A 24,505-nucleotide genomic window follows, 5' to 3' on the forward strand; every position below is an offset into this window, starting at 1 on the left:
ATCATGTCGATCGATGACGACGAAGATGAACTTGACGTCGCACCAGATCAAGCCGCGCGCACAGAACGCTCTGCACGTTCAGCCGGCTCGGATGACCTCTCGTCAAGCGAAGTCGCGGTGGACGAAGAAGTTGCAGTGGTTGCTGGTCACGCAGACCACGAGGTAGGTGAAACGGCGCACGAGTCTGCCGGCGAGGCACACGCACAAGAAGCGCAAGATGTTGAGCTGACCGGACCTCTAGCGAACGACGATTCTGCGTCTGACATCGCCCCGGTCTCCACTCCGGATGCGACGCAGGTCTCAGTGGAAGACGAAGTCGCCGAGATCCTGATCGAAGCAGGCATCGACGAAGCCCCCGAATCATCCGGCGACTAGCAGCCGCCAATTCTGCTGCGCTGTCCAAGGAATTGAAACGCCCCGAGTGACATCTGGAGATCAGATGTCACTCGGGGCTTTCTGCGAGAGCAGGTCTCGACGACCTAGTGCTCGTGCGCGCCGGCTGCTCCTGTAACAACAACACCGGTAGGTGCCTGATCGAGTGCTTGTGTCGCAAGCACACTCGAGTCGTGCGCATCGAAGATCACGAGATGTTCGCCGTGAAAGTCCGCGATGATGACGTTGTCGCCCGCCACGGCGATAGTGGGAAGCTCCATAGCGTGGCCTTCGGGCAAAGCGAACGGATCGATCACTTCGGTGCTCGAGATCACTTCTCCATCTGCGGTCAGCATGCTGAGCACGCCATCTGTGGTGAGCACTGCGACATCACTGCCGAGTCGTGCGACCGCGCCGATGTCTGCACCGACTGAAATGGTCGAGGTAGTTCCGCTCTCGAGATTCAGAGCGAGCAGCTGATCGGTACCCCAGTTGCCGATCATCGGTTCACCTGCGTAGAACGAGCCAACTCGGTTGTCTCCGGCGCCGTCTGGGTACGCGACGGTCGAGGTCGTGTGTTCGTCGGTATCGATGACTGCGACGAAGTCCGTGCAGCCGAACAGCGCGACGCCATCAGTTGTTGCCTCACCATGAAGGCCGGGGCAGACTTCGTCGTAGCGGGCGACTTCGGACCCGTCTATCGCGACCTGAACCACGGTGTCAGGCAGCCCGCCATCGGGCGTTTCGGTGATCAGCAGTTGGTCCTCGAGGGGCACAGCAACCCCGTGATGGGGAGCATTGGTTTCGAATAGATTCGTCTCGAATCCGCCTTCGGAGATCGTCGCTTCCGACAGCGTGGTGATGGAGCCTTCGCCATCGTCGAAGATTGCGACGAGACCGTCATCATTTCCGACCACGTGAACAGGGCTGGTGCCGTCGATGGTCTGTTCGACCAGTGTTGGCTCAACGGTGTAGTAGTGGTCGTGATCGCCATGAGGCTCGGCGTAGGTTCCGGTGTCGAGCAGGGTGGTTTGGCCGCCTTCATAGTCGACAAGGTAAACGTAGCGGCTGCCAGCTCCCGACTCGGCGCGCGAACCCTCAGCGACGTCGAAGGTGCTGAGCAAAGTTAGTTCATCGTCGTCGAACGCGAAGACTTCGACACCGGTGGCGGTAGTGACCGCGATGCGTGTTTGTAGCTGGTCTTGCTCAGTGACCGGCATTTCGTCGATCGGAGTTGCCGTTGCTGATGTGCTTGGGGTAGACGAGCACGCGGCAAGAAGGGGTAGAAGGGAAACGGTAGCGATAACAGGAATCATTCTCAGTTGCACACCAGGAAACGTAGGCTAACTGAGAATGATTGTCAATTAGAACAGACGGGCTCTCGTTGCATCCCGCCGACGCGGAGTGGGTTCCGGCATTGTGGAAGAGTAGAGGAGCACCTCCGTCTTGGGCGGCACAGCGTGCGGAAATACGCACCCGAAAGACAGAGAATCTCGATGGCACTTTTCACTCGACGTACTAGCCGAAACTCGACCCCGCTTGAGGGGGTCGACACCGTTCTCGCGGACCTCGATGGCGTCGTCTATGCGGGAGCGCGAGCGTTGCCGTACGCGGTAGAGAGCCTGAATCGGGCCCGCGATGGGCGCACCCTCGCCTACATCACCAACAATGCCTCGCGCACCGACATTTCGGTAGCGGCGCATCTCAGCGACCTGGGCTTGCAGACGGCCGCAGATGAAGTAGTAACAAGCCCGCAAGCGGCCATGCGCCTGCTCGCTTCGCTGGTGCCTCCGGGCTCCGTGATCCTCGTAGTTGGCGGCGAAGGCCTCGTGAATGAAGTTGAGAAGGCTGGGTTCGTCGTCACACGCAGCGCGGACGATGCGCCCGCTGCCGTCGTGCAGGGCTTTGCGCCCGAGGTTGGCTGGGCGCACCTGGCGGAGGCGGCATTCGCCCTGAAGCTGCCCGAAGCTGAGGGCGGCATTCCTTGGATCGCAACCAACACGGATTGGACGATCCCGCAGGCTCGTGGGATCGCGCCCGGAAACGGCACGCTGGTGTCAGCCGTGCACACCGTGATTGGTCGTCTGGCGACCGTCGCTGGCAAACCCGAGGTGCCGATCTTCGAAGAGGCGGTGACACGCTTCGGCGCGCAGCATCCACTGTTTCTCGGTGATCGTCTCGACACTGACATCCTCGGCGCCAATCGCGCCGGCATCGCATCAGCGTTGGTGCTGACAGGAATCGATCGGCCCAAGCACCTGCTTGCTGCGCCACAAGGTTCTCAGCCGACCTACATTCTGGGCGATCTGCGAGAGCTCCACGAGCCTTACCCGAGTGTCGACGTCTCTGACGGCGTCGCGACCGTCGGTGGTGCGCGCGTCGCGATTGATGGCGCCGACGTACGCATTCTTTCGGTGGGGGAACGACCCGTCGATCTCGTTCGTGCGGGCACCGCCGCAATCTGGTCGACTGGGCGCGCCATTTTTGGGTTCCGCGTTCCAGAAGAGCTCTATGCGGATTCATTCCACAAGCCGTGACATTGAGCGCCGCTGCGCGCACACGCACGTATTCTGGGGAGCATGGACACCTCACGCGATTCGGTCTCGAGCGATTTGCTATCTGACCTTGAGGTGATCGAGGCGCAACCCCTGCCGTCTCGTTCTGCTGCCTACGACTCACTGCACGATTCGCTCGCCCGCAAGCTCGAGTCAGCCCCCACGACATCCGCGTCCGCGGGCACACCGTGACGGTGCGCCTCGATACGGCGCTTTCGGCTAGGGGACTTGCGCGTTCGCGCACGCAGGCAGCATCCCTCATCGCTGATGGACGAGTGAGCGTGAACGGGCGAATCGCCGTCAAGGCTTCGGTCACCGTCGACGACGACGACACCATCGATGTCGCCAGCAACGACCACTACGTCAGCCGTGCCGCGCACAAGCTGCTTGCTGGCCTTGACGCCTTTCGAATTGATGCGACAGGCAGACTTGCGCTCGACATGGGTGCCTCTACTGGTGGCTTTACTCAGGTACTGCGCGAGCGTGGCGCGAGCCGGGTGATCGCGGTCGATGTCGGTCACGGGCAGTTGGCTCCCTCGATCGCCGCAGATAGTTCCGTGGTGAGCGTCGAAGGCTACAACGTGCGGTACATGACCCGCGAGAACCTGGCACAGGCAAGCGGCATCGGCGAGCAGCCGTCGCTGATAACGGGCGATCTCTCGTTCATCTCGCTCGGCCTGGTGCTGCCCGCCATCGTGGCGGTGGCAGCGCCTGCGGCTGATGTGGTTCTGCTGGTCAAACCGCAGTTTGAAGTTGGGCGAACGGCGGTCAAAGGCGGTCTCGTAACCAACCCCACGCTTCGGGCAGACGCGGTCGCACGCGTGCTGTGGTCCGCGTGGGACGCTGGTCTTGGCACGTCGGGCATTGTTGCATCGCCGATAGCGGGCACCCACGGAAACTCTGAGTACGTCGCCCACCTTGTGCCGGGAGGCGGTAGCAATCCGACAGAATGGTTGGCGACAGTGAACCAACTGACGGGGAGCGCATGAATACCGCGGGATCGCACTCGGAGCGCAACATTCTGGTTGTCGCCCACGCTCAACGAGCCGACACCGTCGATGCCGCCGAACGAGTGGTCAGTGCGCTTCGCGCGGCAGGCGCGACGCCCGTGCTCGCACCGGGCGATGCTGGTCCTCTCGCAGCCGAGCGTGCAGTCTTCGCCTCAACTGCCACGCTGGGTGACGACGTCGATGTCAGAGACCTAGAGTTGGCGATCGTGCTGGGCGGCGACGGCACGATCTTGCGGGCAGCTGAACTCGTGCGCGAGGGCACCGCTCCGGTGCTGGGGATCAACATGGGTCACGTCGGATTTCTCGCTGAGATCGAACGCGATGATATGGACGCCGCCGTGGGGCGAGTGATCGACCTCGACTATGAAGTCGAAGAGCGTCTGGCGTTGCACGTCGAGGTTCGGGATGCTGCTGACGCAGTGATCTACGAGACCTGGGCGCTCAACGAAGCAACGGTCGAAAAAGCCAGCCGCGAGCGCATGCTCGAAGTTGTGATCGGCGTCGATGGTCGCCCGCTTTCTTCTTTCGGATGCGACGGTGTTGTCGTGTCTACCCCTACAGGTTCGACGGCATACAACTTCTCGGCCGGAGGGCCGGTGATCTGGCCGAGCGTGCAGGCGATCTCGGTCGTGCCGCTGTCAGCGCATGCACTTTTCGCCAAACCGCTCGTCGTGGGACCGGATCACACCGTGTCGATAGATGTGCTCGAGCGAACGGCAGGAGTCGGAATCCTTTGGTGCGATGGTCGTCGTTCCCACGAGTTGCCTCCTGGAGCGCGCGTGGTCGTTTGTCGGTCGGAGCGGCCGGTTCGGCTTGCGCGTCTGCACCCCACGGCGTTCACAGATCGACTCGTGCGGAAATTTCAGCTTCCGGTGGCAGGTTGGCGTGGTCCCACGATCGCGAGCGGTGACGTACCGTGATCGAGGAGATGCGTCTTCGAGACCTTGGGGTGATCGCTGAAGCGACTCTGCCGATCGGGCCAGGGTTCACCGCGATCACCGGCGAAACCGGTGCCGGAAAGACGATGGTCGTCACGGGCCTCGGTCTGTTGATGGGTCAGCGGGCAGATTTCGGCGCCGTGCGTTCGGGCGCGACGCAGGCGACAGTCGACGGCGTCTGGCTGGTTCCTGGCGAAGGTGCGGTAGTCGAACGTGTGCGCGACGCGGGTGGTGATGTCGAGCCCCTGCCCGACGGCACTGCCGAACTGCTACTCGGGCGATCGATTTCGCGCGAAGGGCGCAGTCGTGCCTCGGTTGGAGGTCGTTCGGCCCCCGCGGGCGTGCTGGCGGATCTTGCGGATGAGTTGGTGGTGGTGCACGGTCAGTCCGATCAGCTTCGCCTGCGCTCTGCCGTTGCGCAGCGCGATGCCCTCGACCGCTTTGGCGCAGACCCCTTGGCGCAGGCCTTGGGCGACTACCGCGCCGAGTATGAGGGCTACCGGGCGCTGGCAGGTGAACTCGAGCGGTTAGTCACCGAGCACGACGCGCGTGCATCCGAAGCCGAAAAGCTCCGAGCCGCGATCGCTGAAATCGAGCAGATTGCTCCTGTCGCCGGTGAAGATGCCGAGCTCACTCAGCGCGCTGCGCGTCTCGCGCACGTCGAAGAGCTTCGCGGAGCGGCGATGATCGCTCATGGCGCGCTGTCGGGTGAACCTCATCTTCCCGACGTGACCTCGCTCATCGCAGATGCTCGCCGGGCCCTGGAGCGTGCCGGTGCCACCGACCCGGCGCTTGAAGAGTTTGCCGGCCTTGCCGCTGATATCGGCTACCGCGCCAGCGACCTTGCTGCGGGGCTCGCCGGGTACCTTGCCGATCTCGATGAAGCCGGCCCGCACGAGCTCGCTGCACTCGAAGACCGCCGCGCGCTGCTGGGCGGCCTGATGCGCGAGCACGGTTCGCTCGATGCTGCGATCGAACTGCTCGACTCCGGCTCAGCCCGACTTGTCGAGCTTGACGATGACGACGATCGAATTGCGCGCCTCACCTCAGAAGTAGCCGCGGCTGAGGCAACCCTTGACGCTGCGGCGACCGCGCTTACGGCAGCACGCAAGAGCGCCGCTGTCCGACTCGGTGATGCCGTGACTGAAGAGCTGCGCGCGCTCGCTATGCCCGACGCGCGAGTCGAAGTCGACGTCACGCCGGGCGCCGAGACAGCCGCCGGTCGTGACGATGTCGCGATCCTGCTCGCCCCGCATCCTGGCGCCGATCCGCGTCCGGTGTCCCGCGGCGCATCGGGGGGCGAACTGAGCCGTGTGATGCTTGCCATCGAGGTCGTTATCGCGGGCGTCGATCCGGTTCCGACTTTCGTGTTTGACGAGGTCGACGCAGGTATCGGCGGCGCCGCGGCGATTGAAGTCGGCCGACGGCTCGCGCGCCTGGCCGAAGCATCCCAAGTCATCGCGGTCACCCACCTCGCCCAGGTCGCTGCGTTCGCCGGCAACCATCTCTCGGTGGTAAAAGAAAGCGACGGCTCGGTGACGGCGTCGAGCGTGCGACGACTCGAGGGAACCGAGCGCGAGGCTGAGATGGCGCGACTGCTTTCGGGGCTTTCATCTTCGGATGCTGCTCTTGAACATGCTCGCGAATTACTCGCCCTCGCATCCGCCGGGAATTGATCAGCTAACTCTCCAAGACGTGGGATAGGATAGAAGCCCGTGACGGACTCTTCTGCAGCGGAACCAACGAACGACACCACCAAACACATCTTTGTGACCGGAGGTGTCGTTTCTTCGTTGGGTAAAGGCCTGACGGCAGCAAGCCTCGGCAACCTGCTCACAGCCCGCGGACTGCGGGTGGTGATGCAGAAGCTCGACCCATATCTCAACGTCGATCCGGGAACAATGAACCCGTTCCAGCACGGCGAGGTCTTCGTGACCGACGACGGTGCAGAAACCGATCTCGACATCGGGCACTACGAGCGATTCCTCGACATCGAGTTGAGCCAGGCCGCCAACGTCACCACCGGTCAGATCTACTCGCAGGTGATCGCTAAGGAACGTCGTGGCGAGTACCTCGGCGACACGGTGCAGGTCATTCCTCACATCTCAGATGAGATCAAGCGCCGGATGCGTCTGCAGGCCGGCGAGACGCCGAAGCCCGACGTGATCATCACCGAGATCGGCGGCACGGTCGGCGACATCGAATCGCAGCCCTTCATCGAGTCGGCGCGCCAGATTCGCCACGAACTCGGCCGCGGCAACGTCTTCTTCGTTCACGTTTCGCTCGTGCCCTACATGGGCGCATCTGGCGAACAGAAGACCAAGCCCACACAGCACTCTGTCGCCATGCTTCGCTCCATCGGCATCCAGCCAGATGCGCTGGTGCTTCGCAGTGACCGACCTGTCACCGAGTCGAACAAGCGCAAGATTGCGCTCATGTGTGACGTCGATGAAGATGCCGTGGTCAACGCCGTCGACGTGCCGAGCATCTATGACATCCCCACCATGCTCAACAACCAGGGGCTCGACGACTACATCGTTCGTTCGCTCGGGCTGGTGAAGGCTCGCGAAGTCGACTGGTCGCGCTGGCAGAAGGTTCTTCAGGCCGTGCACAACCCCAAGCACGACGTCACGATCGGCCTTGTCGGCAAGTACATCGACTTGCCAGACGCCTATCTTTCGATCACCGAAGCGTTGAAAGCCGGGGGTTTCGCGCAAGAGACGAAGGTCGCGATCACGTGGATTCCGTCTGACACGTGCGAGACGCCCGAAGGGGCGGCCAAGGCGCTAGGTGCCATCGACGGCATCATCGTTCCCGGTGGCTTCGGCATTCGAGGCATCGAAGGAAAACTCGGCGCGCTGAAGTTCGCTCGCGAGCAAGGGATCCCGACGCTCGGAATCTGCCTCGGCTTGCAGTGCATGGTCATCGAGTACGCACGAAACAAAGCCGGACTCGAGGGCGCTTCGTCAAGCGAGTTTGATCCCGACACTCAATTCCCCGTTATCGCGACGATGGCCGAGCAAGTCGACATTCTCGCTGGGGGAGACCTCGGCGGAACCATGCGCCTTGGGCTCTACGATGCGGCGCTGGCTGACGGCTCGCTTGCGGCGGAGTTGTATGGCTCGAACCGGTCACAAGAGCGTCATCGCCACCGCTACGAGGTCAACAACCGCTTCCGTGATCAGATCGCAGAAGCGGGAATGGTGTTCTCGGGCCTGAACCCTGAACTGGATCTCGTCGAGTACGTGGAACTTCCGCGCGAGGTGCACCCGTACTACATCGCCACCCAGGCACACCCCGAGCTGCGCTCGCGCCCGACCGATCCGCATCCGCTCTTTCGCGGATTGATCGGCGCTGCCCTTGAGCGTCACCGCTCGAGCGAACTGTTTGACGTTGACAATGGCTGAGCTTCGCGACGATCAGGTCGAGGTCGAAGTCACTCGATCTGAGACGGTTTTCGAAGGCCGGGTGTGGAATATTCGGCGTGACGAGTTCACGTACAACGACGACACCATCGTGCGCGAGTACATGGACCACACGGGCGCCGTCGCGATTCTCGCGCTGGATGAACACGACCGCGTGCTGTTGATCAAGCAGTACCGCCATCCGGTGCGCGCCAGAGATTGGGAGATCCCCGCGGGGTTGCTTGATATCGACGGCGAGCCGCCCCTCGAAAGCGCCAAGCGAGAGCTTGCCGAAGAAGCAGACCTCGTCGCCGAGCGTTGGGATGTGCTGTCGGAGTTCTACACCACCCCGGGCGGCAGCGATGAGTCGATTCGCATCTACCTGGCTCGTGACTTGCGACCTGCCGCCGAGACCTTTGCGCGCACCGAAGAAGAGGCAGATATCGAGGTGCGCTGGGTGTCACTCGACGACGTTGTTGCCGCAGTTCTTGCTCGTCGCGTGCAGAACCCGTCGCTCGTCGTCGGTGCAATGACCGCACACGTCTCGCGGGCAGGCGGATGGACTAGTCTCGGCGCGGCGGATTCCCCTTGGGAGCGCCGCTCGCGCCCGGTGGGAGCGACGACGGCGTGAAGCTTGATCGGGCGGTGGACGCATACCTGCGGCACATCTCGATTGAACGCGGCCTTTCCGAGAATACGGCCGCGGCATATGCCCGAGACCTCGCGGTTTACCTCAACTGGTTGGCAAGCGAAGATATCGACGACTCGGGTGCGGTCACCCCAGAAGTTGTGGCGCGCTTCGCCGCGACGCGTGCCTCGGTCGACCCCCCGATTGCAGCATCCAGTCTGGCTCGACTTCAGTCTTCGGTGCGAGGACTGCACCGCTTTCTCGCTCGCGAGGGCATCGAACCGACAGACCCCTCTGACCGGTTGAAGCCGCCGAAGCTGCCCAAGACGCTGCCGAAAGCTCTCACAATCGAGCAGGTGGAGAGTCTGTTGGATGCTGCTGGCCCGGCCCCGCTCGCCGACGAGCGGGAAGGCGGCATCGCGGTAGAACTCACGGCGATCCGAGATCGCGCGCTGCTTGAGATGCTCTACGCCACGGGCGCACGCGTGTCAGAGATCATCCAACTCGACGTTGATGATGTCTCGCACGGTGATGTTTTGCGCGTACGCGGCAAAGGCTCAAAGGAACGCATCGTTCCGATCGGCTCGTATGCGCGGGCCGCTGTCGACGCCTACCTCACGCGGGTGCGCCCCGAGCTCTCGCGGCGAGGCCGCGCCACCCCCAAACTGTTTCTCGGCGCTCGAGGTGCGCCCCTTTCTCGGCAGAGCACATGGCTGCTGATTCAGTCTGCAGCTGAGCGAGCGCAGTTGACGGCGCATGTGTCTCCGCACACGCTGCGTCACTCGTTCGCGACCCATCTGCTTCAGGGCGGCGCTGACGTGCGAGTCGTGCAAGAGCTGCTCGGTCATGCCTCGGTCGCGACGACGCAGATCTACACGCACGTGAGTGTAGACGCGCTGCGTGACGTGTACGCCACAGCGCATCCGCGCGCTCGCTGAGCGCGGTGCGCGGGGGATTCGCACCAATCTGGTGACCACTTAGTCCAACGCCGCTGAGCCGCGCTGGCCAAACCGTCTGTGGTGACTAGAATCGAGCGAACGTACGTGAAGGCAGGAGAGTCCGTGGCGGGCACCAAACAGGGCAGCAAGACAGCCCCGACCGACGACACCCCACTGGGGCCGACAGGTCGTCCCTACCGCGGATTTGCGACACCTCCGAAGCTCGATTCTCACGGTCCCGCACGCATCATCTCGTTGTGCAACCAGAAGGGCGGGGTCGGCAAGACGACCACGACCATCAACCTCGCGGCATCGTTGGCAAGCTACGGCCGCAAGGTGCTTGCGGTTGACTTCGATCCGCAGGGCGCGCTGTCGGCAGGCCTCGGCATCCAAACCCATGAGATTCCCACCATCTACGACCTGCTCGTCGATTCCAAGCGTGATCCACATGAGGTCATCGTGCCCACGCGCGTCGAGAACCTCGACATCATCCCGGCGAACATCGACCTGTCGGCGGCCGAGGTGCACCTGGTCAACGAGGTGGCCCGCGAACAGACGCTCTCGCGAGCTCTGCTCAAGATCACCGCAGACTATGACGTGATTCTCATCGACTGCCAGCCGTCGCTTGGACTGCTCACGGTCAATGCGCTCACCGCGAGCCACGGAGTGCTGATTCCGCTTGAGTGCGAGTTCTTCGCACTGCGCGGCGTCGCCATGCTCATCGAGACCATCGACAAGGTGCGCGACCGGCTCAACCCTTCCATCACGCTCGATGGGGTGCTGGCGACGATGTATGACGCTCGAACTCTCCACTCGCGCGAGGTGCTTGAGCGCGTGGTCGATGCATTCGGTGACGACGTTCTCGAAACGGTTATCGGCCGCACCGTGAAGTTCCCCGATGCGTCGGTGTCGGGAATGCCCATCACTGAATTCGCCCCCGAACACGCAGCCGCTCAGGCCTATCTGCGGTTGGCGCGGGAGCTGGTCTCGCGTGGCGCCGTCGCCTGACGGAACCGATTCGGTCGACGCTCTCGCAGCTGCCGAAGCTGCGGGCTTCCGAGTTTCGCTCGGGGTGTTCGATGGGCCGTTCGATCTGCTGTTGAGTCTCATCTCAAAGCACGAACTCGACATCACCGATGTTTCACTTTCGAAGGTCACCGACGAGTTCATCTCGTATCTCAGGCAACTCGGCCCCGACGAAGAGCTCGACGAGGCCTCCGAGTTTCTTGTGATCGCAGCGACGCTGCTCGACATGAAGGTGGTCGGCCTGTTGCCGCAGGGCGAGCTCGTTGACGCTGAATCTGTTGCGCTGCTTGAAGCACGCGATCTGCTGTTCGCGCGTCTGCTGCAGTACCGTGCGTTCAAAGAAGTGTCAGCGTGGTTCGCTCGCTGTCTTCAGCGCGAGGAGAAGCGACACACTCGCGCTGTGCGCCTCGATGAGAAGTACCGCAAGGCGGTGCCCGACCTGGTCTGGACGCTGAGCGCCGAAGACTTCGGTGCACTCGCGATGCTCGCGATGACGCCGCATGAGATTCCGCACGTCGGTCTCGACCATTTGCACGCACCGCTGGTGAGCATCCGCGAGCAGGCCGCTATCGTCGTTACGCTGCTCAAGGCGGCGGGAACATTGAACTTTCGCGAACTCGTCGTTGGCGTCACCCAGCCAGGCATCGTGGTCGCACGGTTCATCTCTGTGCTGGAGCTCTACCGCCATGCGGCATTGTCTTTCGAACAGCTTGAACCGCTCGGCGAGCTCACCTTGCGGTGGAGTGCGCAGCGCTGGTCAGACGAAAATCTTGCGACTCTAGGAGCCGACTATGACCGATGACGATGTGACGCCAGCAGCAGTCGCCCGCCGGCTTGAAGCAATTCTGCTGGTAATCGAAGAGCCACAGTCGCTCGTGAGCCTCGCCGCGGCAGTCGCTGCACCCGTGCCTACCGTTCGGCAAGCCATCGACGACCTGGTCGCGGACTATGACGGCGCTGACGGGGGTACCGTTCGTGGTTTCGAGTTGCGGGAAGTCGGTGGCGGCTGGCGACTATACGTCCGGGAAGACTACGACGACCTTGTCAGCGAGTTCGTCAATCAGCAGGCACCGTCACGCCTATCTCAGGCCGCTCTTGAGACGCTGGCCGTGATCGCCTACAAACAACCGGTGACGCGCAGCCAAGTGGCATCCATTCGCGCTGTGAACGTCGACTCGGTCGTGCGTACCCTGGTGGCACGCGGGCTGATCACCGAACTCTTTGCCGACAGCGAGACGGGCGCCATCAACTACGGCACGACCGACGCGCTGTTGGTCAACCTGGGCATCAACTCGCTCGACGAGCTGCCCCATATTTCCCCCTTGCTCGATGACGGAGCCGATGGCTTCGCAGAGGAGATCCACCGATGAGCTTTACCGACACTCCACCCGACGGCGCACCCGAGGGCGTGCGCCTGCAAAAAGTGCTCGCCAACGCGGGTGTGGCCTCACGCCGTGTCGCCGAAGAGATGATTCTCGACGGTCGCGTGCGCGTGAACGGCGAGGTCGTCACCGAGATGGGGTCACGTATCGACCCTGAATCCGATCTGGTTGACGTTGATGGCACCGCAATTCAGCTCGACCAATCCAAGCGCTACGTCGTCTTGAACAAACCCACCGGTGTCGTCAGCTCGATGAACGATGACCGTGGGCGGCCTGACCTTCGCCGCTACACCAAAGACTGGGACGAGCGGCTTTACAACGTCGGTCGATTGGATGCTGAAACCAGCGGTCTGCTCGTGCTCACAAACGACGGCGACCTCGCTCACGTGCTCGCTCACCCGTCGTTCGGCGTCACGAAGGTCTATATCGCCAAAGTCGAAGGCAAAGTCACTCCTCAGACCATCCAGACATTGACGCGAGGGATCGATCTTGACGACGGGCATATCGCCGCCGACAAGGCTCGTTTGCTTTCGAGCTCTGCCGAAGGAGGGGGCTCTCTGGTCGAGCTGACGCTGCACTCAGGGCGCAACCGCATCGTGCGTCGGATGCTTGATGCCGTCGGCCATCCGGTCGTTGATCTGGTGCGTCGTCAGTTCGGTCCGCTCCACCTGGGAACACTGCCAGCAGGACGAGCCCGCGAGTTGACTAAAGTAGAGCGGGGCGCTCTGCTTACTCTCGCGCGCCGTGCGACGGATGAACCGTCGGGGGACCAGGAGACATAAGTGACCGATTCGACGGCAACGCCCGTGCGCGCCCGTAACGCTGCGCGCGTTTCGGGCACCGTGCGTATCGTTGGTGCGGGTCTGCTGGGATCAAGTATTGGTCATGCGCTGCGAAACCTCGGCGTCGATGTCGCACTTGAAGATGCTTCACCGTCACAACTGCGTCTCGCTGTTGACTACGGAGCCGGGCGCCAAGCGACAGGCGACGATGACCCGACGCTGATTGTCGTGGCTGTGCCGCCCGACGTGACCGCCGACGTCATCGAACGCGAACTTCGGCGCTACCCGAACGCCGTGGTCACTGATGTTGCGAGCGTGAAGCTCGAGCCGCTCAACGCACTGCGCAAACGTGGCGTTGATCTGACCCACTACATCGGGTCGCACCCGCTGGCTGGCCGTGAGCGCGGCGGCGCGATATCTGCGCGCGCAGACATCTTTGTCGGCCGACCCTGGGTGGTGTGCCGTGACGAAGAGACTCCGCCCGCCGATCTCGCCATTGTTGAAGCCCTCGCCCTCGATGTGGGTGCCACCCCGATTGAGATGACACCCGCTGACCACGATCGTTCGGTCGCGCTTGTCTCGCACGTGCCTCAACTCGTTGCCAGTCTGCTCGCGGGGCAGTTCGTGAACGCCGCCGACGAGTCGTTGCGGCTTGCCGGTCAAGGAGTGCGCGACACGACGCGTATCGCAGCATCTGCCCCCGAGCTGTGGGTGCAGATTCTTGATGCGAACGCCGCGCCTGTCGTCGAAGTTCTGGATGCCCTGGCTAGCGATCTCACCACGGTCGCCGATGCGCTGCGCGCGCCTGAAACACCCGGCGCTCGACGCTCCGTTGCCGACACGATTCGCCGTGGCAACGATGGCGTCGGCCGGTTGCCAGGCAAGCACGGCCAAACCGGTCATTTCGAGCAGGTCGTCGTGATGGTCGACGACACCGCCGGACAGCTGGGCCGCCTGTTCGGCGAGCTCGGCGAACTAGATGTGAACGTAGAAGATTTGCGCCTCGAGCATTCTCCAGGCGCGCAGTTCGGCCTTGCCGAAATCAGCGTCGTGCCCTCAGCCGTGCGGCGTGCTGTAGATGGCCTCGAAGAGCGAGGCTGGAAGATTGCGAGCACCACCAATGACTGAATCGACGATTATCGTCGCCATCGATGGCCCCGCAGGTAGCGGCAAATCCAGCGTGTCAAAGCAGGTTGCCCGGCGACTGGGGTTTGGCTACCTCGACACGGGCGCCGCGTACCGAGCCCTTGCCTGGCATGCGCTCGAGCACGACGCCGACACCTCAGACTCAGCATCCGTCATCGACCTTGCGGGTTCTTTCGACTATGCGATCTCGCTCGACCCCGACGACTACTGGGTGCGAGTCGGCGAAACCGACGTCACCGAGGCCATCAGAGAGCCCCGCGTGACCGATGCCGTCAGCGGCGTCGCTCGGGTGCCTGTCGTTCGCAAGACCGTCAATAAGATGTTCCGCCGACTCGCTGAAGACTCGGGTCGTCCCGGCGTCATCGTTGAAGGGCGTGACATCACGACGGTCGTTGCCCCCGACGCGCCGGTGCGCATTTTGCTTACCGCTGCTCCAGAGGTGCGTGCCTCACGTCGTAGCGCTGAAGTGACAACCCAAGACGCTGCGGCTGTTGCCGCCGCACTGCACAAACGCGACGCCTCTGATTCAGCGGTCGTTGACTTTCTTACTGCTGCCCCCGGAGTCGACGTTGTCGACTCGACCCACCTTGACTTCGATCAGACCGTGGACGCCGTCCTCGATGTGATCCGCACGACTGTGCCTGCCGCACAGACAGGAGCGCCTCATGGCCGCTGACGACCGTTCACAAGAAGAATTCGAAGCTGGTCCTGACCGACTGCTTGAAAATCTTGCCGCCCTCGATGACGAACTCGTAGAGAAGCGCTCTGCCGCCCTGCGTGTTGGCCTCGATGACTACGACCTCGAAGAGGATGACGCCGAACTGCTCGAGGGCATTGTTCGTGGCGAAGACGGTATCGAATACCTGCCGGCGCTTCCCGTCGTCGCCATCGTGGGTCGACCCAACGTCGGCAAGTCGGCTTTGGTCAACCGAATTCTGGGGCGCCGCGAGGCTGTTGTCGAAGATACTCCGGGTGTCACCCGCGACCGTGTGACCTACAAGGCTGAGTGGATGGATCGCCGGTTCTCGATCGTCGACACGGGCGGCTGGGAGCCTGATGCGCGTGGCATCGACGCGTCGGTGGCCGCTCAGGCCGAGATCGCCATCGACCTGTGCGATGTCGTGATGTTCGTCGTCGACGCAATGGTCGGCGCCACCTCTACCGACGAGCACGTCGTGCGATTGCTTCGAAAGAGTGGCAAGCCCGTCTTCCTCGTTGCGAACAAGATCGATGACGCCCGCCACGAACCTGAAGCCGCCGCCCTGTGGGCGCTTGGGCTCGGCGAACCGCACCCGGTGTCAGCGATTCACGGTCGTGGCGTGGCGGATCTGCTCGACAAAGTCATGGAGAAGCTCCCCGAGATCTCCGCGGTCGCCCAGCACGAGATCGGTGGTCCTCGGCGGGTCGCGATTCTTGGTCGCCCGAACGTCGGCAAGTCGTCGCTGCTCAACAAGGCAGCCGGCGAGGAACGCGTTGTCGTCAACGAGCTTGCTGGCACCACTCGCGACCCGGTCGATGAGATCGTCGAAGTGGGCGGCAAACTCTGGCGGTTCGTCGATACCGCCGGTATTCGCCGCCGGGTCCACCTTTCCCAGGGCGCTGACTTCTACGCTTCGCTGCGCACGTCCGCTGCGCTTGAGAAGGCAGAAGTCGCCGTTGTCGTGCTCGATGTCAGCCAGCCGATCAGCGAGCAAGACATTCGCATTATCGACCTCGTGCTCGAATCAGGCCGCGCCTTGGTGCTCGCGTTCAACAAGTGGGACCTGCTCAACACCCCCGCGCTCGAAGACAGCGAACGTCGCCGGTACCTCGAGCGAGAGATCGAGCAAGACCTCGCCCACGTCGCATGGGCCCCGCGCGTCAACATCTCGGCACGAACGGGTCGACACCTCGAGAAGCTGGTGCCGGCTCTTGAAACGGCGCTCGAATCGTGGGATCGCCGCATTCCTACAGGCAAGTTCAACGCGTTCCTGTCGGAGCTCGTCGCCGAGCACCCGCACCCGCTTCGTGGTGGAAAGCAGCCGCGCATTCTGTTCGGCACGCAGGCGACGACCCGCCCGCCGACATTCGTGCTCTTCACCACGGGCTTCCTCGATCCCGGTTATCGCCGTTTCATCACGCGTCGCCTGCGCGAGGTCTACACGTTTGAAGGAACGCCCATCGTGATCAACATGCGCGTGCGCGAGAAGCGTCAGCGCTAGCCACGCTCTGCGTATCGGCCCGGTCACCGATCTTGCTGGCCGGGCCGAACCTTTCGCACGTCTTCGTGTGGAAAGCTGGACGGGTGAGGATCGAACCGCTTGTACCGGGGGAGCCGCGTCGCCCGCATGGGCCCCGCGATCCTGGTGACGCCTGGGTGGTGGCCCCCACGGGCGAGCGCTACTGGGGCCGTTTCGGCGCGGCAGGGTTGCTTGCCCTTGACGGGGACCGCGGTGTGCTTCTGCAACACCGGGTGTCGTGGAGTCACTTTGGCGGAACCTGGGCGCTGCCAGGCGGAGCGCGTCATCAGGGCGAATCAGCGATCCTCGGTGCTCTGCGCGAGTCTGAAGAAGAGGCTGGCGTTCCGGCTGTCGCGGTGCGACCGCGTTTTGTGAGTGTGTTCGATCTCGAATATTGGTCGTACGCGACTGTTGTGGCCGATGTCGTTGTTCCGTTCGAGCCGGTCATCAGCGATCCTGAAAGCTACGAGCTGTCGTGGGTTGCGATCGACGACGTTGCTTCATACCCGCTGCATCCCGGATTCGAACTGTCTTGGGCAAGGCTTCGCCCCTTGTTGGCGCTGCGGCCGACCGTTGTGGTCGACGTAGCCAACGTGATGGGTGCGGTGCCCGATGGCTGGTGGCGCGACCGCGCGGGTGCCGCTCAACGGCTGGTTGGGCGTATCGGCACGCGTACCCGTGGTGGTGTACCTGGCGAATCTCTCGGATTGCCTGAACGCAAGTGGTTTCCGTCGTGGGTGGCCGTCGTTGAGGGGCAAGCGCGCGGCACAGCTGGCAACGATGAGGTGGCGGTGGTTGCCGCGGCAGCCTCTGGCGACGATCAGATTGTTGCCGAGGTGGCGCGCAGGGTCGGGATGGGTGAGGTTATCACCGTGGTTACAAGCGACCGTGAGCTTGCCACACGAGTGATCGCCTTGGGCGCCTCCGTTCATGGCGCACGTTGGCTGCTAGACCAGCTTGAGATTGGCTAGACACCCTCGTAGTCGTCGTACCGGCCGCGAAGCTTCTCGATGTTTCGGCGGTCGCGCTTGGTAGGTCGGCCAGCGCCTCTGTCGCGGGTGGGAACGAACGCGGTGAGCTCCCGAGGCGGCGGTGGGGGAGTCTGATCGTCGACGGATGCTGCCACTAGCGCCGCGCCGACCCGCTTCGAAATTGTCTGGCGCACTACCAGAATCTTGTCGAATCCATTGATGCGCACGCGCACCTCATCGCCCGGCCTCACCGGCTGGGCTGCCTTCGCTTTCTCGCCACCGACGCGCACATGCCCCGCGCGGCACGCTGCGGTAGCGAGCGAGCGGGTCTTATAAATGCGCACGGCCCAAAGCCAGGCGTCGACGCGCGCGGTGGCATCTGACATGCATTCAGCCTGTCATAGCGAGCGTGGGGTGAGCGCACGGTCAGCGATGATGACGCCCGCGGCGATGAGACCTTGGCCTGTGCAGTAGGTGAGCATCACGAGGGGGTCGCTCCAGGCGGGCATGGCGTCGGGTGCGAAGAGAAGAAAAGCGAGAACGGTGTCAGAGGTCAGAAAGAAGGCCGCACCTGTCGCGATGACTGGATTGCAGCGAGACGCGGTCGCGGCTGTTGCGCCGAGCACGACGCCATAGGCTCCCAGCGCCGCGATCCATGCACCGCCGCCAGGTTGCGCGAGCAGCACGGGCGAGAGTATCGCGAGCGTGACGATCCACCAGAGCAGGTAGATCGCCGACCATCGCGGAAATCGGCGCACCGCAAGCCGCTTCGCGAAAAGCCAGATATAGCAGAGGTGCGCCAGGCCGAAGAAAAGCAGCATGAGTGGCAGGGTGGGTGCATCAGGAAAGAAGAAGCCAGCACCGTCGCCCAGCCAAGACAAGGCCAGAGCGGCGAAGAGCAGCGTGTAAGACATGCCCCAGGTCGATCCGCGCCCGCCCCACAGCACCGCGATGATGAGGGCAGGCATAAGCGCAAGCTTGGTCGGGGCGGCGATCTCGTCTGCGTTCAGGGTCAGCGCGACGATATGTACGAGTGAGATGAGCGCGAACGGCACGAACCCCCACCACCAGCGGGCAGGAAGCGTCGCGCTGGCGGAGACGTCGGGCTGAGTTGCAGACACAGCACTCCTTCGTGATGTTGTTCCTCGTCGTGAGGATGCCGCCCCATCGTACGCTGACGACGCGGACATATCGTGGAACGGTTCGCGAGCATCAATTCGAGCGGGTAGGATAGTGGAGTTGTCCGGATGCGAGTCTGGGTAACGGGATGTGGCGCAGCTTGGTAGCGCACTTGACTGGGGGTCAAGGGGTCGCAGGTTCAAATCCTGTCATCCCGACGTAATGAAAAAGGGTCAGCCGAAAGGCTGGCCCTTTTTCAATGCGCGCGGTGCGGGGCTAGAAGGTGTTCTGCAGTTCGCAGACGATGTCTGCGTCGATTGCCGTGCCGTCTTCAAAGGTTCCCGCAAAGCGCACCTCGACGATGTCGCGACTGCCGTCCGCGCTTCGCGGACCCTGTTCTGTCATCGTGGTGATCTCGCCCTCTGCGGTGTTTCCCACGCCGGCCGCACCCACAAGGTCGCGGAATCTAAAGCTCTCTTCATTGAGCGCGATGTAGTTCATCGATGTGTCTTCGTGCGCCGCGGTGTTGTCTACGGCGATGATCGCGACGATGTCGCCGTCGTTGAGGTCGCCCACGTCTTCGGTACCGTGACCTCGACTGATTTCGCAGTCGCCGGTGAAGTCCGGAAACTCGACACCGCCGATGTAGAGAGTGGCGTTTCCGACGTCGTCAGAGGTGTAACTGCCAGCCGCGGCCGCCGCTTCTTCGTCTTCGTCAGCAGCGCTCTCTTCTGATGACGTGGAGTCATCCGTCGTGGTGTCGTCTGCGACCGAGGTTGCCGTGTCAGAGCCGACGGTGTCGTCGTCAGCAGTCGTCGAGCACGCCGCGAGCGTCGCGCTCAGCGCGAGAGCAACAACCGCGACCCCGGCTGTGCGAGCCCAGGCAGGGGAAACAAAGACGAAGGACGGATGCGGCATGGTCATACGTTCAAGGTTGCCTACGGGGTGAGCGCTTCGGCAATACGCCTTTCGGCGTACACGCGCGGGTAATGTGTCACAGCATGGGCCTGAGCGATTCCGATGCGCAAGCGGTTCTGCGCGTCGCAGGGAGGCTCACGCAACACCCACCTCTAGAGTTCGCGGAGGTTCTCGAGGCTCTACGCGAGTTGATTGACTGCGACAGCGCTTCCTTCAACGACATGGTGATGGCGACACGTGACTTTCGGTACGAGATGGCACCGGAGAGCGAGGTCGCGATCGCGGTGCGCCTCAAGCCTCAGTACGACGAGTACTTTCATCAGCATCCACTCAACAAGGCCGCTCAATCCACGCCGGGGCTTGGAGCGATCCGACTCTGCGACGTCGAGGGTGGCGAGAGCTTCACAGACACTGACCTATTCCGGTATTTCTACGCTCCATTCGACGTGCGCTTTCAGCTGGTGGTCGAGCTTCCCTCGCCGCCGGATGTGGTCGTCGCGTATGCGCTCAATCGCAGTGCGAGATTGGGGGAGTTCAGTGATCGTGACGTCGCCGTCATGAACGCCATGAGTGGCCATCTCGCCATGCACCACCGGCTCGCGCTCGACGGTGAACGTGCCCGCCTCGTGGACGCCGAGATGGACCGGCATGCGTGGGCCGTAGCCTCGGTGCGCTCAGACGGCATCGTCGAAGCGTCGTCTTCAGGCGTGCTGACGGTCGGAATTCGAGTGCCTGAAAGCCTCGCTTCGATCATCGGCGAATCGGATCTGGCGTCCGGCGAAGAGTCTCGCCACGAGCTGGCTATTGGCACACAGCGCTGGCAGTGCATCGTGCATCCGGTACGACTTGGTCCGACAGTGCTGCTTCTGCGCAGGCAGCAAGATGGCGACACTGACAGCGTCACACTTATGGAAGCAGGCCTGACTCGTCGCCAAGCGGAGGTTGTGATTGCCCTCGCACGCACGGGAGGGTCGAACAACGAAATTGCCCACGAACTGGGTATGTCAGCGTCGACCGTAAAAAAGCATCTCGAAGGCATTTTTCGCACGCTTCAGGTCACCAGCCGTGCAGCCGCAGTTCTTCGGCTGCACGAGCTCACCGCGTCGGGTTCGCCCCCTTCACCCGGGGGCGGCTGAAGACCGGCCTTGCGACTACTCGCGAGGGTCCGAAAGCACTGAGTGCTGCTCGCCGCGCGCTGGAGGTGTGTAGCTGCAAGTGTCGCCGGGGCACAGTTCGGGCTTGCGGCGAGCAAAGCGCTGGGAGACGACGCAGCCGAGGCAGATGCCGAACGCCGCCTCGAGGTAGATAAGCAACAAACACATGCCGCAGATCACCTGAGCGATGATTGCTGGCATTCCGAGCCACCCGAGGCTCAGGCAACCCGCGAGCGACATGCCGAGCCCCAAGCTCCAGGCCAGCACCTTGGAATTGGCTTCAACCCACTCCGGCCGCTGCGGCCGCGTGATCAAGGCGCCGAGCACGAGTGTGGGAGTGAACGCTGTTCCGATGAACAACCGCACCATCATCTCGACGGCGAAAAAGATGCCGAACGTACGCATGGGTTGCAACTCGCCGGTGGCAACAGCCCACATCCACGCCGAGAAGCCCAGCAGAAAGAGGATTCCTGCTGATGCGCGTACCGCGCGCTCGTTGATCACTGGCATGTCGAGGCCGTCGACCCATTGGCCGATGACGGGTCGCTCGCTTCGTTCTGCTGACGTGTCCACGGTCTGACAATACCCTAGGGAGTATTATTGGGCGAGCGGGCAATATCGGCGGAGGGCGAGTTGGCGTTGACAAATTCGATACCCCTAGGGGTATAGTGGGGGATGCCCGAACAGATACCCCTAGGGGTATCGCCCCAAACATGTAAAGGAATCCCATGTGCCGAGCTGTCAAATGCCAAACCTGCGGCAAAACCACTTGGGCTGGCTGCGGTCAGCACATTTCTTCGGTCAAGTCGAGCGTGCCGGCATCGCAGTGGTGCAACGGAAAGCACACACCGGCAGAGATCGAGGCGGCGAAAGCTGAGCGCGGCGGGTTCTTCGCGCGAATGTTCGGCCGCTAAGGGCATCGAAAGGAACGATCTGATGGCAACCACGAATCTCACCCAACATTCGTTCGATGAGGTAGTGAAGAGCGATGACATCGTGTTCATCGACTTCTGGGCCGCATGGTGCGGACCGTGTCGCTCGTTCGCTCCCGTCTACGAACGAGCCTCAGAGCAAAACCCGGATCTCGTTTTCGGCAAGGTCGATACCGAAGCTGAGACGCAACTCGCTTCAGAGTTTCGCATCTCGTCCATTCCGACGCTGATGGTCTTCCGGGAGGGCGTCCTGTTGTTCTCGCAGCCGGGTGCGCTCGGTCCCGCACAGCTTGATCAGCTCATTGACGGCGCACGCGCGCTCGATATGGATGACGTGCGCAAGCAGATCGCTGAGCGCACCTCTCAATCGCCCGATTCATCAGCCACCGTCTAAACCCCCAAGGAGCATCACATGTGCGCACGAGTCACCTGCAACCAATGCGGAAAGCAAACCTGGGCCGGATGCGGCCAGCACATCGAAGAAGCGCTGCAGGGCGTGCCGCAGTCTGAGCGCTGCACCTGCTCGTAAACATCCCAAGCCGAAATCGCAAAGTACCCGGAAGGTAATCATGCTGCTCGAACGCATTTATGACGAAGACCTCGCTCAGGCGAGCTATTTCATCGGATGCCAGGTGAGGGGAGAGGCAATCGTCGTCGATCCGCGTCGCGATCTCGACGTCTACCTTGAGCTGGCTGCAAAGAACGGCATGCGAATCGCTTCTTGTATTCGCCGCAGGAATGGTGTTGCCGCTGTTCGTTCTCGCGTTGGTGTGGAGCCGATTGCCGTTCGTGCGCAACTTCATTCGCCCCCGAGAAGTCCGAATTGGCCGGTGGCGCAACACCTGGACGGGCGTCGTCAGCGGTGCTCTGATGGTGGCTGTCGGTGTGCTGTTGATCGCAACCAATGGCACCGCGTCACTGGGCTCGGCACTGGGCGCACCCGATCAGGTGCGGCTGGAGAGCTGGGTGATGACCGCCACAAGCGCGGTTCCTGACTCCCTCGTGGTAGCAGCTACGGCGCTGGTGGTGGTGGGTGTTGTCGCTATCAGGATGCTGCTCAAGAGAACATCAGCATCCACCGACCAAGAAGCGAGCGAAGTCGAAACCGACAGCTGAAACGACTTCGCGTGTTCACGCCTGCCCCCCAGCGTGACGTCATGCGATGCTGTTACGTGGCTTAGGGAGAACTAGATGACATTCGTGCCCCGTCAGGCAACAGCAGCGACAACGGCGATACTTGAGCAGCGCGAGGCGCTGTTCGCGAGCTCGCATGACTACGACACGGCGGTTTCAGGCTTCCGCTGGCCCCAGTTGACGGAGTTCAACTTCGCACTTGAGTGGTTTGATGTCGTCGCTGGCGAGCACCCTGATCGTGCGGCGGTCACGCTGGTATCGGCCGATTTGAGCACACGATCGTGGTCATATGCCGACCTTTCTTCTCGCAGCGATCAGGTGGCTAACTGGCTGACCGAGATAGGCGTGCGCCGCGGCGACCACGTGATCGTGATGCTCGGCAACACCATCGAACTATGGGAGGTGATGCTCGCCATCACAAAGATCGGCGCCGTCGCGGTTCCCACCTCGACGCTGCTATCGGCCACAGACCTTGAGTACCGTGTCGAGCACGGCGCCATTCGTGCCATCGTTACCGAGTCGAAGCTCGCACCCATTGCCGAAGCGATTGACGCGCAGGTCATTCGCGTGGGAACGGGACACAGCGCTCCCGAAGGATGGAACGCCTGGGTCGACTCCTACGACGCTCAGCCCACATTCACGCCGGATGGGCCCACACCCGCTGGAGATGCCGCGCTGCTGTATTTCACGTCAGGAACCACCTCGCAGCCCAAGCTCGTGCGCCACACCCATGTGTCCTATCCCGTGGGACATCTGTCCACTATGTGGTGGCTCGGCGTCAGACCGGGCGACATCCACCTGAACATCTCATCGCCTGGCTGGGGCAAGCACGCATGGAGCAACTTCTATGCGCCTTTTCTTGCCCAAGCCACCGTGTTTATCTTCACCTACGAGCGCTTTGACGCAGCTCAGCTGATGCACGTGATGCAAACACACGAGGTGACGACTTTCTGTGCACCCCCGACCGTCTGGCGAATGCTGATCCAAGCCGACCTCAGCCTGCTGAGCACTCCGCCTAGGGAGTTGGTGGGGGCGGGTGAACCGCTCAACCCTGAAGTAATCAGTCGTGTTCGGGCGGCGTGGGGTGCCAGCATCCGTGACGGCTACGGGCAAACCGAGATGACGTGTGCGATCGGAAATGCACCAGGCCAGCCCATTAAAGACGGGTCGATGGGCAAGCCGATGCCCGGCTATCCGATCGTGCTCGCTGATCCGGTCACTGGCGAGGTGCGCGACGACGAGGGCGAGATCTGCCTCGATCTTTCCGTGCACACCCTGGGTCTTATGGACGGGTACCACAACGACCTTGCGCGCACCGCCGAGGCTTGCCGCGAAGGCCTGTACCACACCGGCGACATCGCTTCTCGGGATGCTGATGGCTATCTCACCTATGTGGGTCGAGCCGACGATGTTTTCAAGGCCTCTGACTACAAGATCTCGCCGTTCGAAGTTGAGTCGGTGCTCATGGAACACCCGCTCGTCGTCGAAGCGGCGGTTGTGCCGAGCCCCGACGAGCTTCGTCTCGCCGTGCCGAAAGCTTACGTGCGAGTCACCGACGCTGGCCGCGACCATGAGGCGGCGGCACGGAGCATTTTCGCTCACTGCCGCGAGCGCCTATCCGCCTGGCAGCGCGTGCGCATTCTCGAGTTCACTGAAGACTTGCCCAAGACCATTTCGGGCAAGATCCGGCGCGTGGAGTTGCGTGACTGGGAGGCGCAGCGTGTTGCCCAAGGCGGCGACACTGCCGATCAGCACTTCGAGCGCGACTACCGCGACTGATCATTCTTGGCGCCGCCGGGCTTGTGCCACGGGACCTTGGGCCCTGTGGCATCGCCTCTGGCTTCTCTAGCGTCGGTACTAGCGGTAACGCCGTCGCT

At 62.6% G+C, this 24,505-nt stretch carries 27 protein-coding genes, 1 tRNA gene and 1 pseudogene; 24 read left to right on the forward strand and 5 right to left on the reverse strand.

What is annotated here, in order from left to right:
• Window positions 1-375 (forward strand): hypothetical protein (locus WDU96_RS06350; RefSeq protein ID WP_337337668.1); only part of this gene is annotated, 375 nt, incomplete at its 5' end.
• A 104-nt stretch (window positions 376-479) separates the two neighbouring features.
• Here the strand turns inward: WDU96_RS06350 and WDU96_RS06355 are convergent.
• On the reverse strand, window positions 480-1,592 hold the full coding sequence (locus WDU96_RS06355; RefSeq protein WP_337337669.1) for a hypothetical protein: 1,113 nt from the start codon (window positions 1,590-1,592) through the stop codon (window positions 480-482).
• A gap of 276 nt (window positions 1,593-1,868) precedes the next feature.
• Between WDU96_RS06355 and WDU96_RS06360 the strand changes: the two genes are divergently transcribed.
• From WDU96_RS06360 to WDU96_RS06435, 16 genes are all read left to right on the forward strand, one after another.
• Entirely contained in the window at window positions 1,869-2,909 is a 1,041-nt protein-coding gene (locus WDU96_RS06360) for an HAD-IIA family hydrolase (protein ID WP_337337670.1), read from the forward strand.
• Window positions 2,910-2,951: 42 nt separating this feature from the next.
• Window positions 2,952-3,119 (forward strand): hypothetical protein, encoded by a 168-nt coding sequence (locus tag WDU96_RS06365; RefSeq protein WP_337337671.1) that lies wholly within the window; start codon window positions 2,952-2,954, stop codon window positions 3,117-3,119.
• Window positions 3,116-3,916: a TlyA family RNA methyltransferase gene (locus WDU96_RS06370; protein WP_337337672.1), complete on the forward strand. Its 801-nt coding sequence runs from the start codon at window positions 3,116-3,118 to the stop codon at window positions 3,914-3,916. The genes WDU96_RS06365 and WDU96_RS06370 overlap by 4 nt, the downstream gene beginning before the upstream one ends.
• The gene (locus WDU96_RS06375; RefSeq protein WP_337337673.1) at window positions 3,913-4,857 is read left to right on the forward strand and encodes an NAD kinase; all 945 of its coding nucleotides are present in this window, start codon (window positions 3,913-3,915) and stop codon (window positions 4,855-4,857) included. Before WDU96_RS06370 ends, WDU96_RS06375 begins: the two co-directional genes overlap by 4 nt.
• A complete protein-coding gene (gene recN / locus WDU96_RS06380) occupies window positions 4,854-6,551 on the forward strand; it encodes a DNA repair protein RecN (RefSeq protein ID WP_337337674.1) in 1,698 nt (565 codons plus the stop codon). The genes WDU96_RS06375 and recN overlap by 4 nt, the downstream gene beginning before the upstream one ends.
• A 39-nt stretch (window positions 6,552-6,590) precedes the next feature.
• A complete protein-coding gene (locus WDU96_RS06385; protein ID WP_337337675.1) occupies window positions 6,591-8,282 on the forward strand; it encodes a CTP synthase in 1,692 nt (563 codons plus the stop codon).
• Entirely contained in the window at window positions 8,275-8,910 is a 636-nt protein-coding gene (locus WDU96_RS06390) for an NUDIX hydrolase (RefSeq protein ID WP_337337676.1), read from the forward strand. The genes WDU96_RS06385 and WDU96_RS06390 overlap by 8 nt, the downstream gene beginning before the upstream one ends.
• Window positions 8,907-9,845, forward strand: a complete 939-nt coding sequence (gene xerD, locus WDU96_RS06395) for a site-specific tyrosine recombinase XerD (protein WP_337337677.1) — start codon at window positions 8,907-8,909, stop codon at window positions 9,843-9,845. The genes WDU96_RS06390 and xerD overlap by 4 nt, the downstream gene beginning before the upstream one ends.
• A gap of 123 nt (window positions 9,846-9,968) precedes the next feature.
• Window positions 9,969-10,853, forward strand: coding sequence for a ParA family protein (locus WDU96_RS06400; protein WP_337337678.1), 885 nt, complete (start codon window positions 9,969-9,971; stop codon window positions 10,851-10,853).
• Window positions 10,837-11,673 carry a segregation and condensation protein A gene (locus WDU96_RS06405; protein ID WP_337337679.1) on the forward strand — a complete coding sequence of 279 codons (837 nt, stop codon included), beginning with the start codon at window positions 10,837-10,839 and terminating at the stop codon, window positions 11,671-11,673. The genes WDU96_RS06400 and WDU96_RS06405 overlap by 17 nt, the downstream gene beginning before the upstream one ends.
• Window positions 11,663-12,241 (forward strand): SMC-Scp complex subunit ScpB, encoded by a 579-nt coding sequence (gene scpB, locus WDU96_RS06410; protein ID WP_337337680.1) that lies wholly within the window; start codon window positions 11,663-11,665, stop codon window positions 12,239-12,241. Before WDU96_RS06405 ends, scpB begins: the two co-directional genes overlap by 11 nt.
• The gene (locus WDU96_RS06415; protein WP_337337681.1) at window positions 12,238-13,035 is read left to right on the forward strand and encodes a pseudouridine synthase; all 798 of its coding nucleotides are present in this window, start codon (window positions 12,238-12,240) and stop codon (window positions 13,033-13,035) included. Before scpB ends, WDU96_RS06415 begins: the two co-directional genes overlap by 4 nt.
• Window positions 13,036-14,163 carry a prephenate dehydrogenase gene (locus WDU96_RS06420; protein ID WP_337337682.1) on the forward strand — a complete coding sequence of 376 codons (1,128 nt, stop codon included), beginning with the start codon at window positions 13,036-13,038 and terminating at the stop codon, window positions 14,161-14,163.
• The gene (gene cmk, locus WDU96_RS06425; protein ID WP_337337683.1) at window positions 14,156-14,857 is read left to right on the forward strand and encodes a (d)CMP kinase; all 702 of its coding nucleotides are present in this window, start codon (window positions 14,156-14,158) and stop codon (window positions 14,855-14,857) included. The genes WDU96_RS06420 and cmk overlap by 8 nt, the downstream gene beginning before the upstream one ends.
• Window positions 14,847-16,382 (forward strand): ribosome biogenesis GTPase Der, encoded by a 1,536-nt coding sequence (gene der, locus WDU96_RS06430; RefSeq protein WP_337337684.1) that lies wholly within the window; start codon window positions 14,847-14,849, stop codon window positions 16,380-16,382. The genes cmk and der overlap by 11 nt, the downstream gene beginning before the upstream one ends.
• A gap of 83 nt (window positions 16,383-16,465) precedes the next feature.
• Window positions 16,466-17,371 (forward strand): NUDIX hydrolase, encoded by a 906-nt coding sequence (locus WDU96_RS06435; RefSeq protein WP_337337685.1) that lies wholly within the window; start codon window positions 16,466-16,468, stop codon window positions 17,369-17,371.
• Here WDU96_RS06435 and WDU96_RS06440 read toward each other — a convergent pair.
• Both WDU96_RS06440 and WDU96_RS06445 read right to left on the reverse strand, forming a co-directional pair.
• The gene (locus tag WDU96_RS06440) at window positions 17,368-17,757 is read right to left on the reverse strand and encodes an RNA-binding S4 domain-containing protein (protein ID WP_337337686.1); all 390 of its coding nucleotides are present in this window, start codon (window positions 17,755-17,757) and stop codon (window positions 17,368-17,370) included. The genes WDU96_RS06435 and WDU96_RS06440 overlap by 4 nt on opposite strands.
• A 12-nt stretch (window positions 17,758-17,769) precedes the next feature.
• Entirely contained in the window at window positions 17,770-18,492 is a 723-nt protein-coding gene (locus tag WDU96_RS06445; protein WP_337337687.1) for a lysoplasmalogenase family protein, read from the reverse strand.
• 142 nt (window positions 18,493-18,634) lie between these two features.
• Between WDU96_RS06445 and WDU96_RS06450 the strand changes: the two genes are divergently transcribed.
• Window positions 18,635-18,708: transfer RNA gene (locus tag WDU96_RS06450), tRNA-Pro, on the forward strand.
• 58 nt (window positions 18,709-18,766) lie between these two features.
• Here WDU96_RS06450 and WDU96_RS06455 read toward each other — a convergent pair.
• Window positions 18,767-19,408, reverse strand: coding sequence for a hypothetical protein (locus tag WDU96_RS06455; protein WP_337337688.1), 642 nt, complete (start codon window positions 19,406-19,408; stop codon window positions 18,767-18,769).
• 227 nt (window positions 19,409-19,635) lie between these two features.
• On the opposite strand from WDU96_RS06455, the gene WDU96_RS06460 reads away from it, so the two are divergent.
• Window positions 19,636-20,544: a helix-turn-helix transcriptional regulator gene (locus WDU96_RS06460; protein ID WP_337337689.1), complete on the forward strand. Its 909-nt coding sequence runs from the start codon at window positions 19,636-19,638 to the stop codon at window positions 20,542-20,544.
• A 15-nt stretch (window positions 20,545-20,559) separates the two neighbouring features.
• Here the strand turns inward: WDU96_RS06460 and WDU96_RS06465 are convergent, their stop codons facing one another.
• Window positions 20,560-21,135: a DUF4395 domain-containing protein gene (locus tag WDU96_RS06465; protein WP_337337690.1), complete on the reverse strand. Its 576-nt coding sequence runs from the start codon at window positions 21,133-21,135 to the stop codon at window positions 20,560-20,562.
• A 155-nt stretch (window positions 21,136-21,290) separates the two neighbouring features.
• Between WDU96_RS06465 and WDU96_RS13620 the strand changes: the two genes are divergently transcribed.
• The 5 genes and pseudogenes from WDU96_RS13620 to WDU96_RS06490 all read left to right on the forward strand — a co-directional run bounded on the left by WDU96_RS13620 (window position 21,291) and on the right by WDU96_RS06490 (window position 24,407).
• A complete protein-coding gene (locus WDU96_RS13620) occupies window positions 21,291-21,476 on the forward strand; it encodes a hypothetical protein (protein ID WP_337337691.1) in 186 nt (61 codons plus the stop codon).
• Window positions 21,477-21,498: 22 nt separating this feature from the next.
• A complete protein-coding gene (gene trxA / locus WDU96_RS06475) occupies window positions 21,499-21,888 on the forward strand; it encodes a thioredoxin (protein WP_337337692.1) in 390 nt (129 codons plus the stop codon).
• Between the two features lie 175 nt (window positions 21,889-22,063).
• Window positions 22,064-22,216: pseudogene (locus tag WDU96_RS06480) on the forward strand (MBL fold metallo-hydrolase); the annotation flags it as partial.
• The gene (locus WDU96_RS06485; protein ID WP_337338444.1) at window positions 22,179-22,610 is read left to right on the forward strand and encodes a hypothetical protein; all 432 of its coding nucleotides are present in this window, start codon (window positions 22,179-22,181) and stop codon (window positions 22,608-22,610) included. The pseudogene WDU96_RS06480 and the gene WDU96_RS06485, both read left to right, overlap by 38 nt.
• A gap of 75 nt (window positions 22,611-22,685) precedes the next feature.
• Complete coding sequence (locus WDU96_RS06490; RefSeq protein WP_337337693.1) at window positions 22,686-24,407, forward strand: AMP-binding protein; 1,722 nt, start codon at window positions 22,686-22,688, stop codon at window positions 24,405-24,407.
• Window positions 24,408-24,505: the final 98 nt, after the last annotated feature.

The organism is Microbacterium marmarense, assembly GCF_037204165.1.
Classification (GTDB): Bacteria; Actinomycetota; Actinomycetes; order Actinomycetales; family Microbacteriaceae; genus Microbacterium; species Microbacterium marmarense.

Bases quoted from the DNA above. Each gene is read 5' to 3' on its own strand.
- WDU96_RS06440 (WP_337337686.1), bottom strand. From the start codon at position 17,757: ATGTCAGATGCCACCGCGCGCGTCGACGCCTGGCTTTGGGCCGTGCGC.
- trxA (WP_337337692.1), top strand. From the start codon at position 21,499: ATGGCAACCACGAATCTCACCCAACATTCGTTCGATGAGGTAGTGAAG.
- der (WP_337337684.1), top strand. From the start codon at position 14,847: ATGGCCGCTGACGACCGTTCACAAGAAGAATTCGAAGCTGGTCCTGAC.
- WDU96_RS06415 (WP_337337681.1), top strand. From the start codon at position 12,238: ATGAGCTTTACCGACACTCCACCCGACGGCGCACCCGAGGGCGTGCGC.
- WDU96_RS13620 (WP_337337691.1), top strand. From the start codon at position 21,291: ATGTGCCGAGCTGTCAAATGCCAAACCTGCGGCAAAACCACTTGGGCT.
- WDU96_RS06365 (WP_337337671.1), top strand. From the start codon at position 2,952: ATGGACACCTCACGCGATTCGGTCTCGAGCGATTTGCTATCTGACCTT.
- WDU96_RS06375 (WP_337337673.1), top strand. From the start codon at position 3,913: ATGAATACCGCGGGATCGCACTCGGAGCGCAACATTCTGGTTGTCGCC.
- cmk (WP_337337683.1), top strand. From the start codon at position 14,156: ATGACTGAATCGACGATTATCGTCGCCATCGATGGCCCCGCAGGTAGC.
- WDU96_RS06360 (WP_337337670.1), top strand. From the start codon at position 1,869: ATGGCACTTTTCACTCGACGTACTAGCCGAAACTCGACCCCGCTTGAG.
- WDU96_RS06455 (WP_337337688.1), bottom strand. From the start codon at position 19,408: ATGCCGCATCCGTCCTTCGTCTTTGTTTCCCCTGCCTGGGCTCGCACA.
- WDU96_RS06490 (WP_337337693.1), top strand. From the start codon at position 22,686: ATGACATTCGTGCCCCGTCAGGCAACAGCAGCGACAACGGCGATACTT.
- scpB (WP_337337680.1), top strand. From the start codon at position 11,663: ATGACCGATGACGATGTGACGCCAGCAGCAGTCGCCCGCCGGCTTGAA.
- WDU96_RS06355 (WP_337337669.1), bottom strand. From the start codon at position 1,592: ATGCCGGTCACTGAGCAAGACCAGCTACAAACACGCATCGCGGTCACT.
- WDU96_RS06390 (WP_337337676.1), top strand. From the start codon at position 8,275: ATGGCTGAGCTTCGCGACGATCAGGTCGAGGTCGAAGTCACTCGATCT.
- WDU96_RS06460 (WP_337337689.1), top strand. From the start codon at position 19,636: ATGGCGACACGTGACTTTCGGTACGAGATGGCACCGGAGAGCGAGGTC.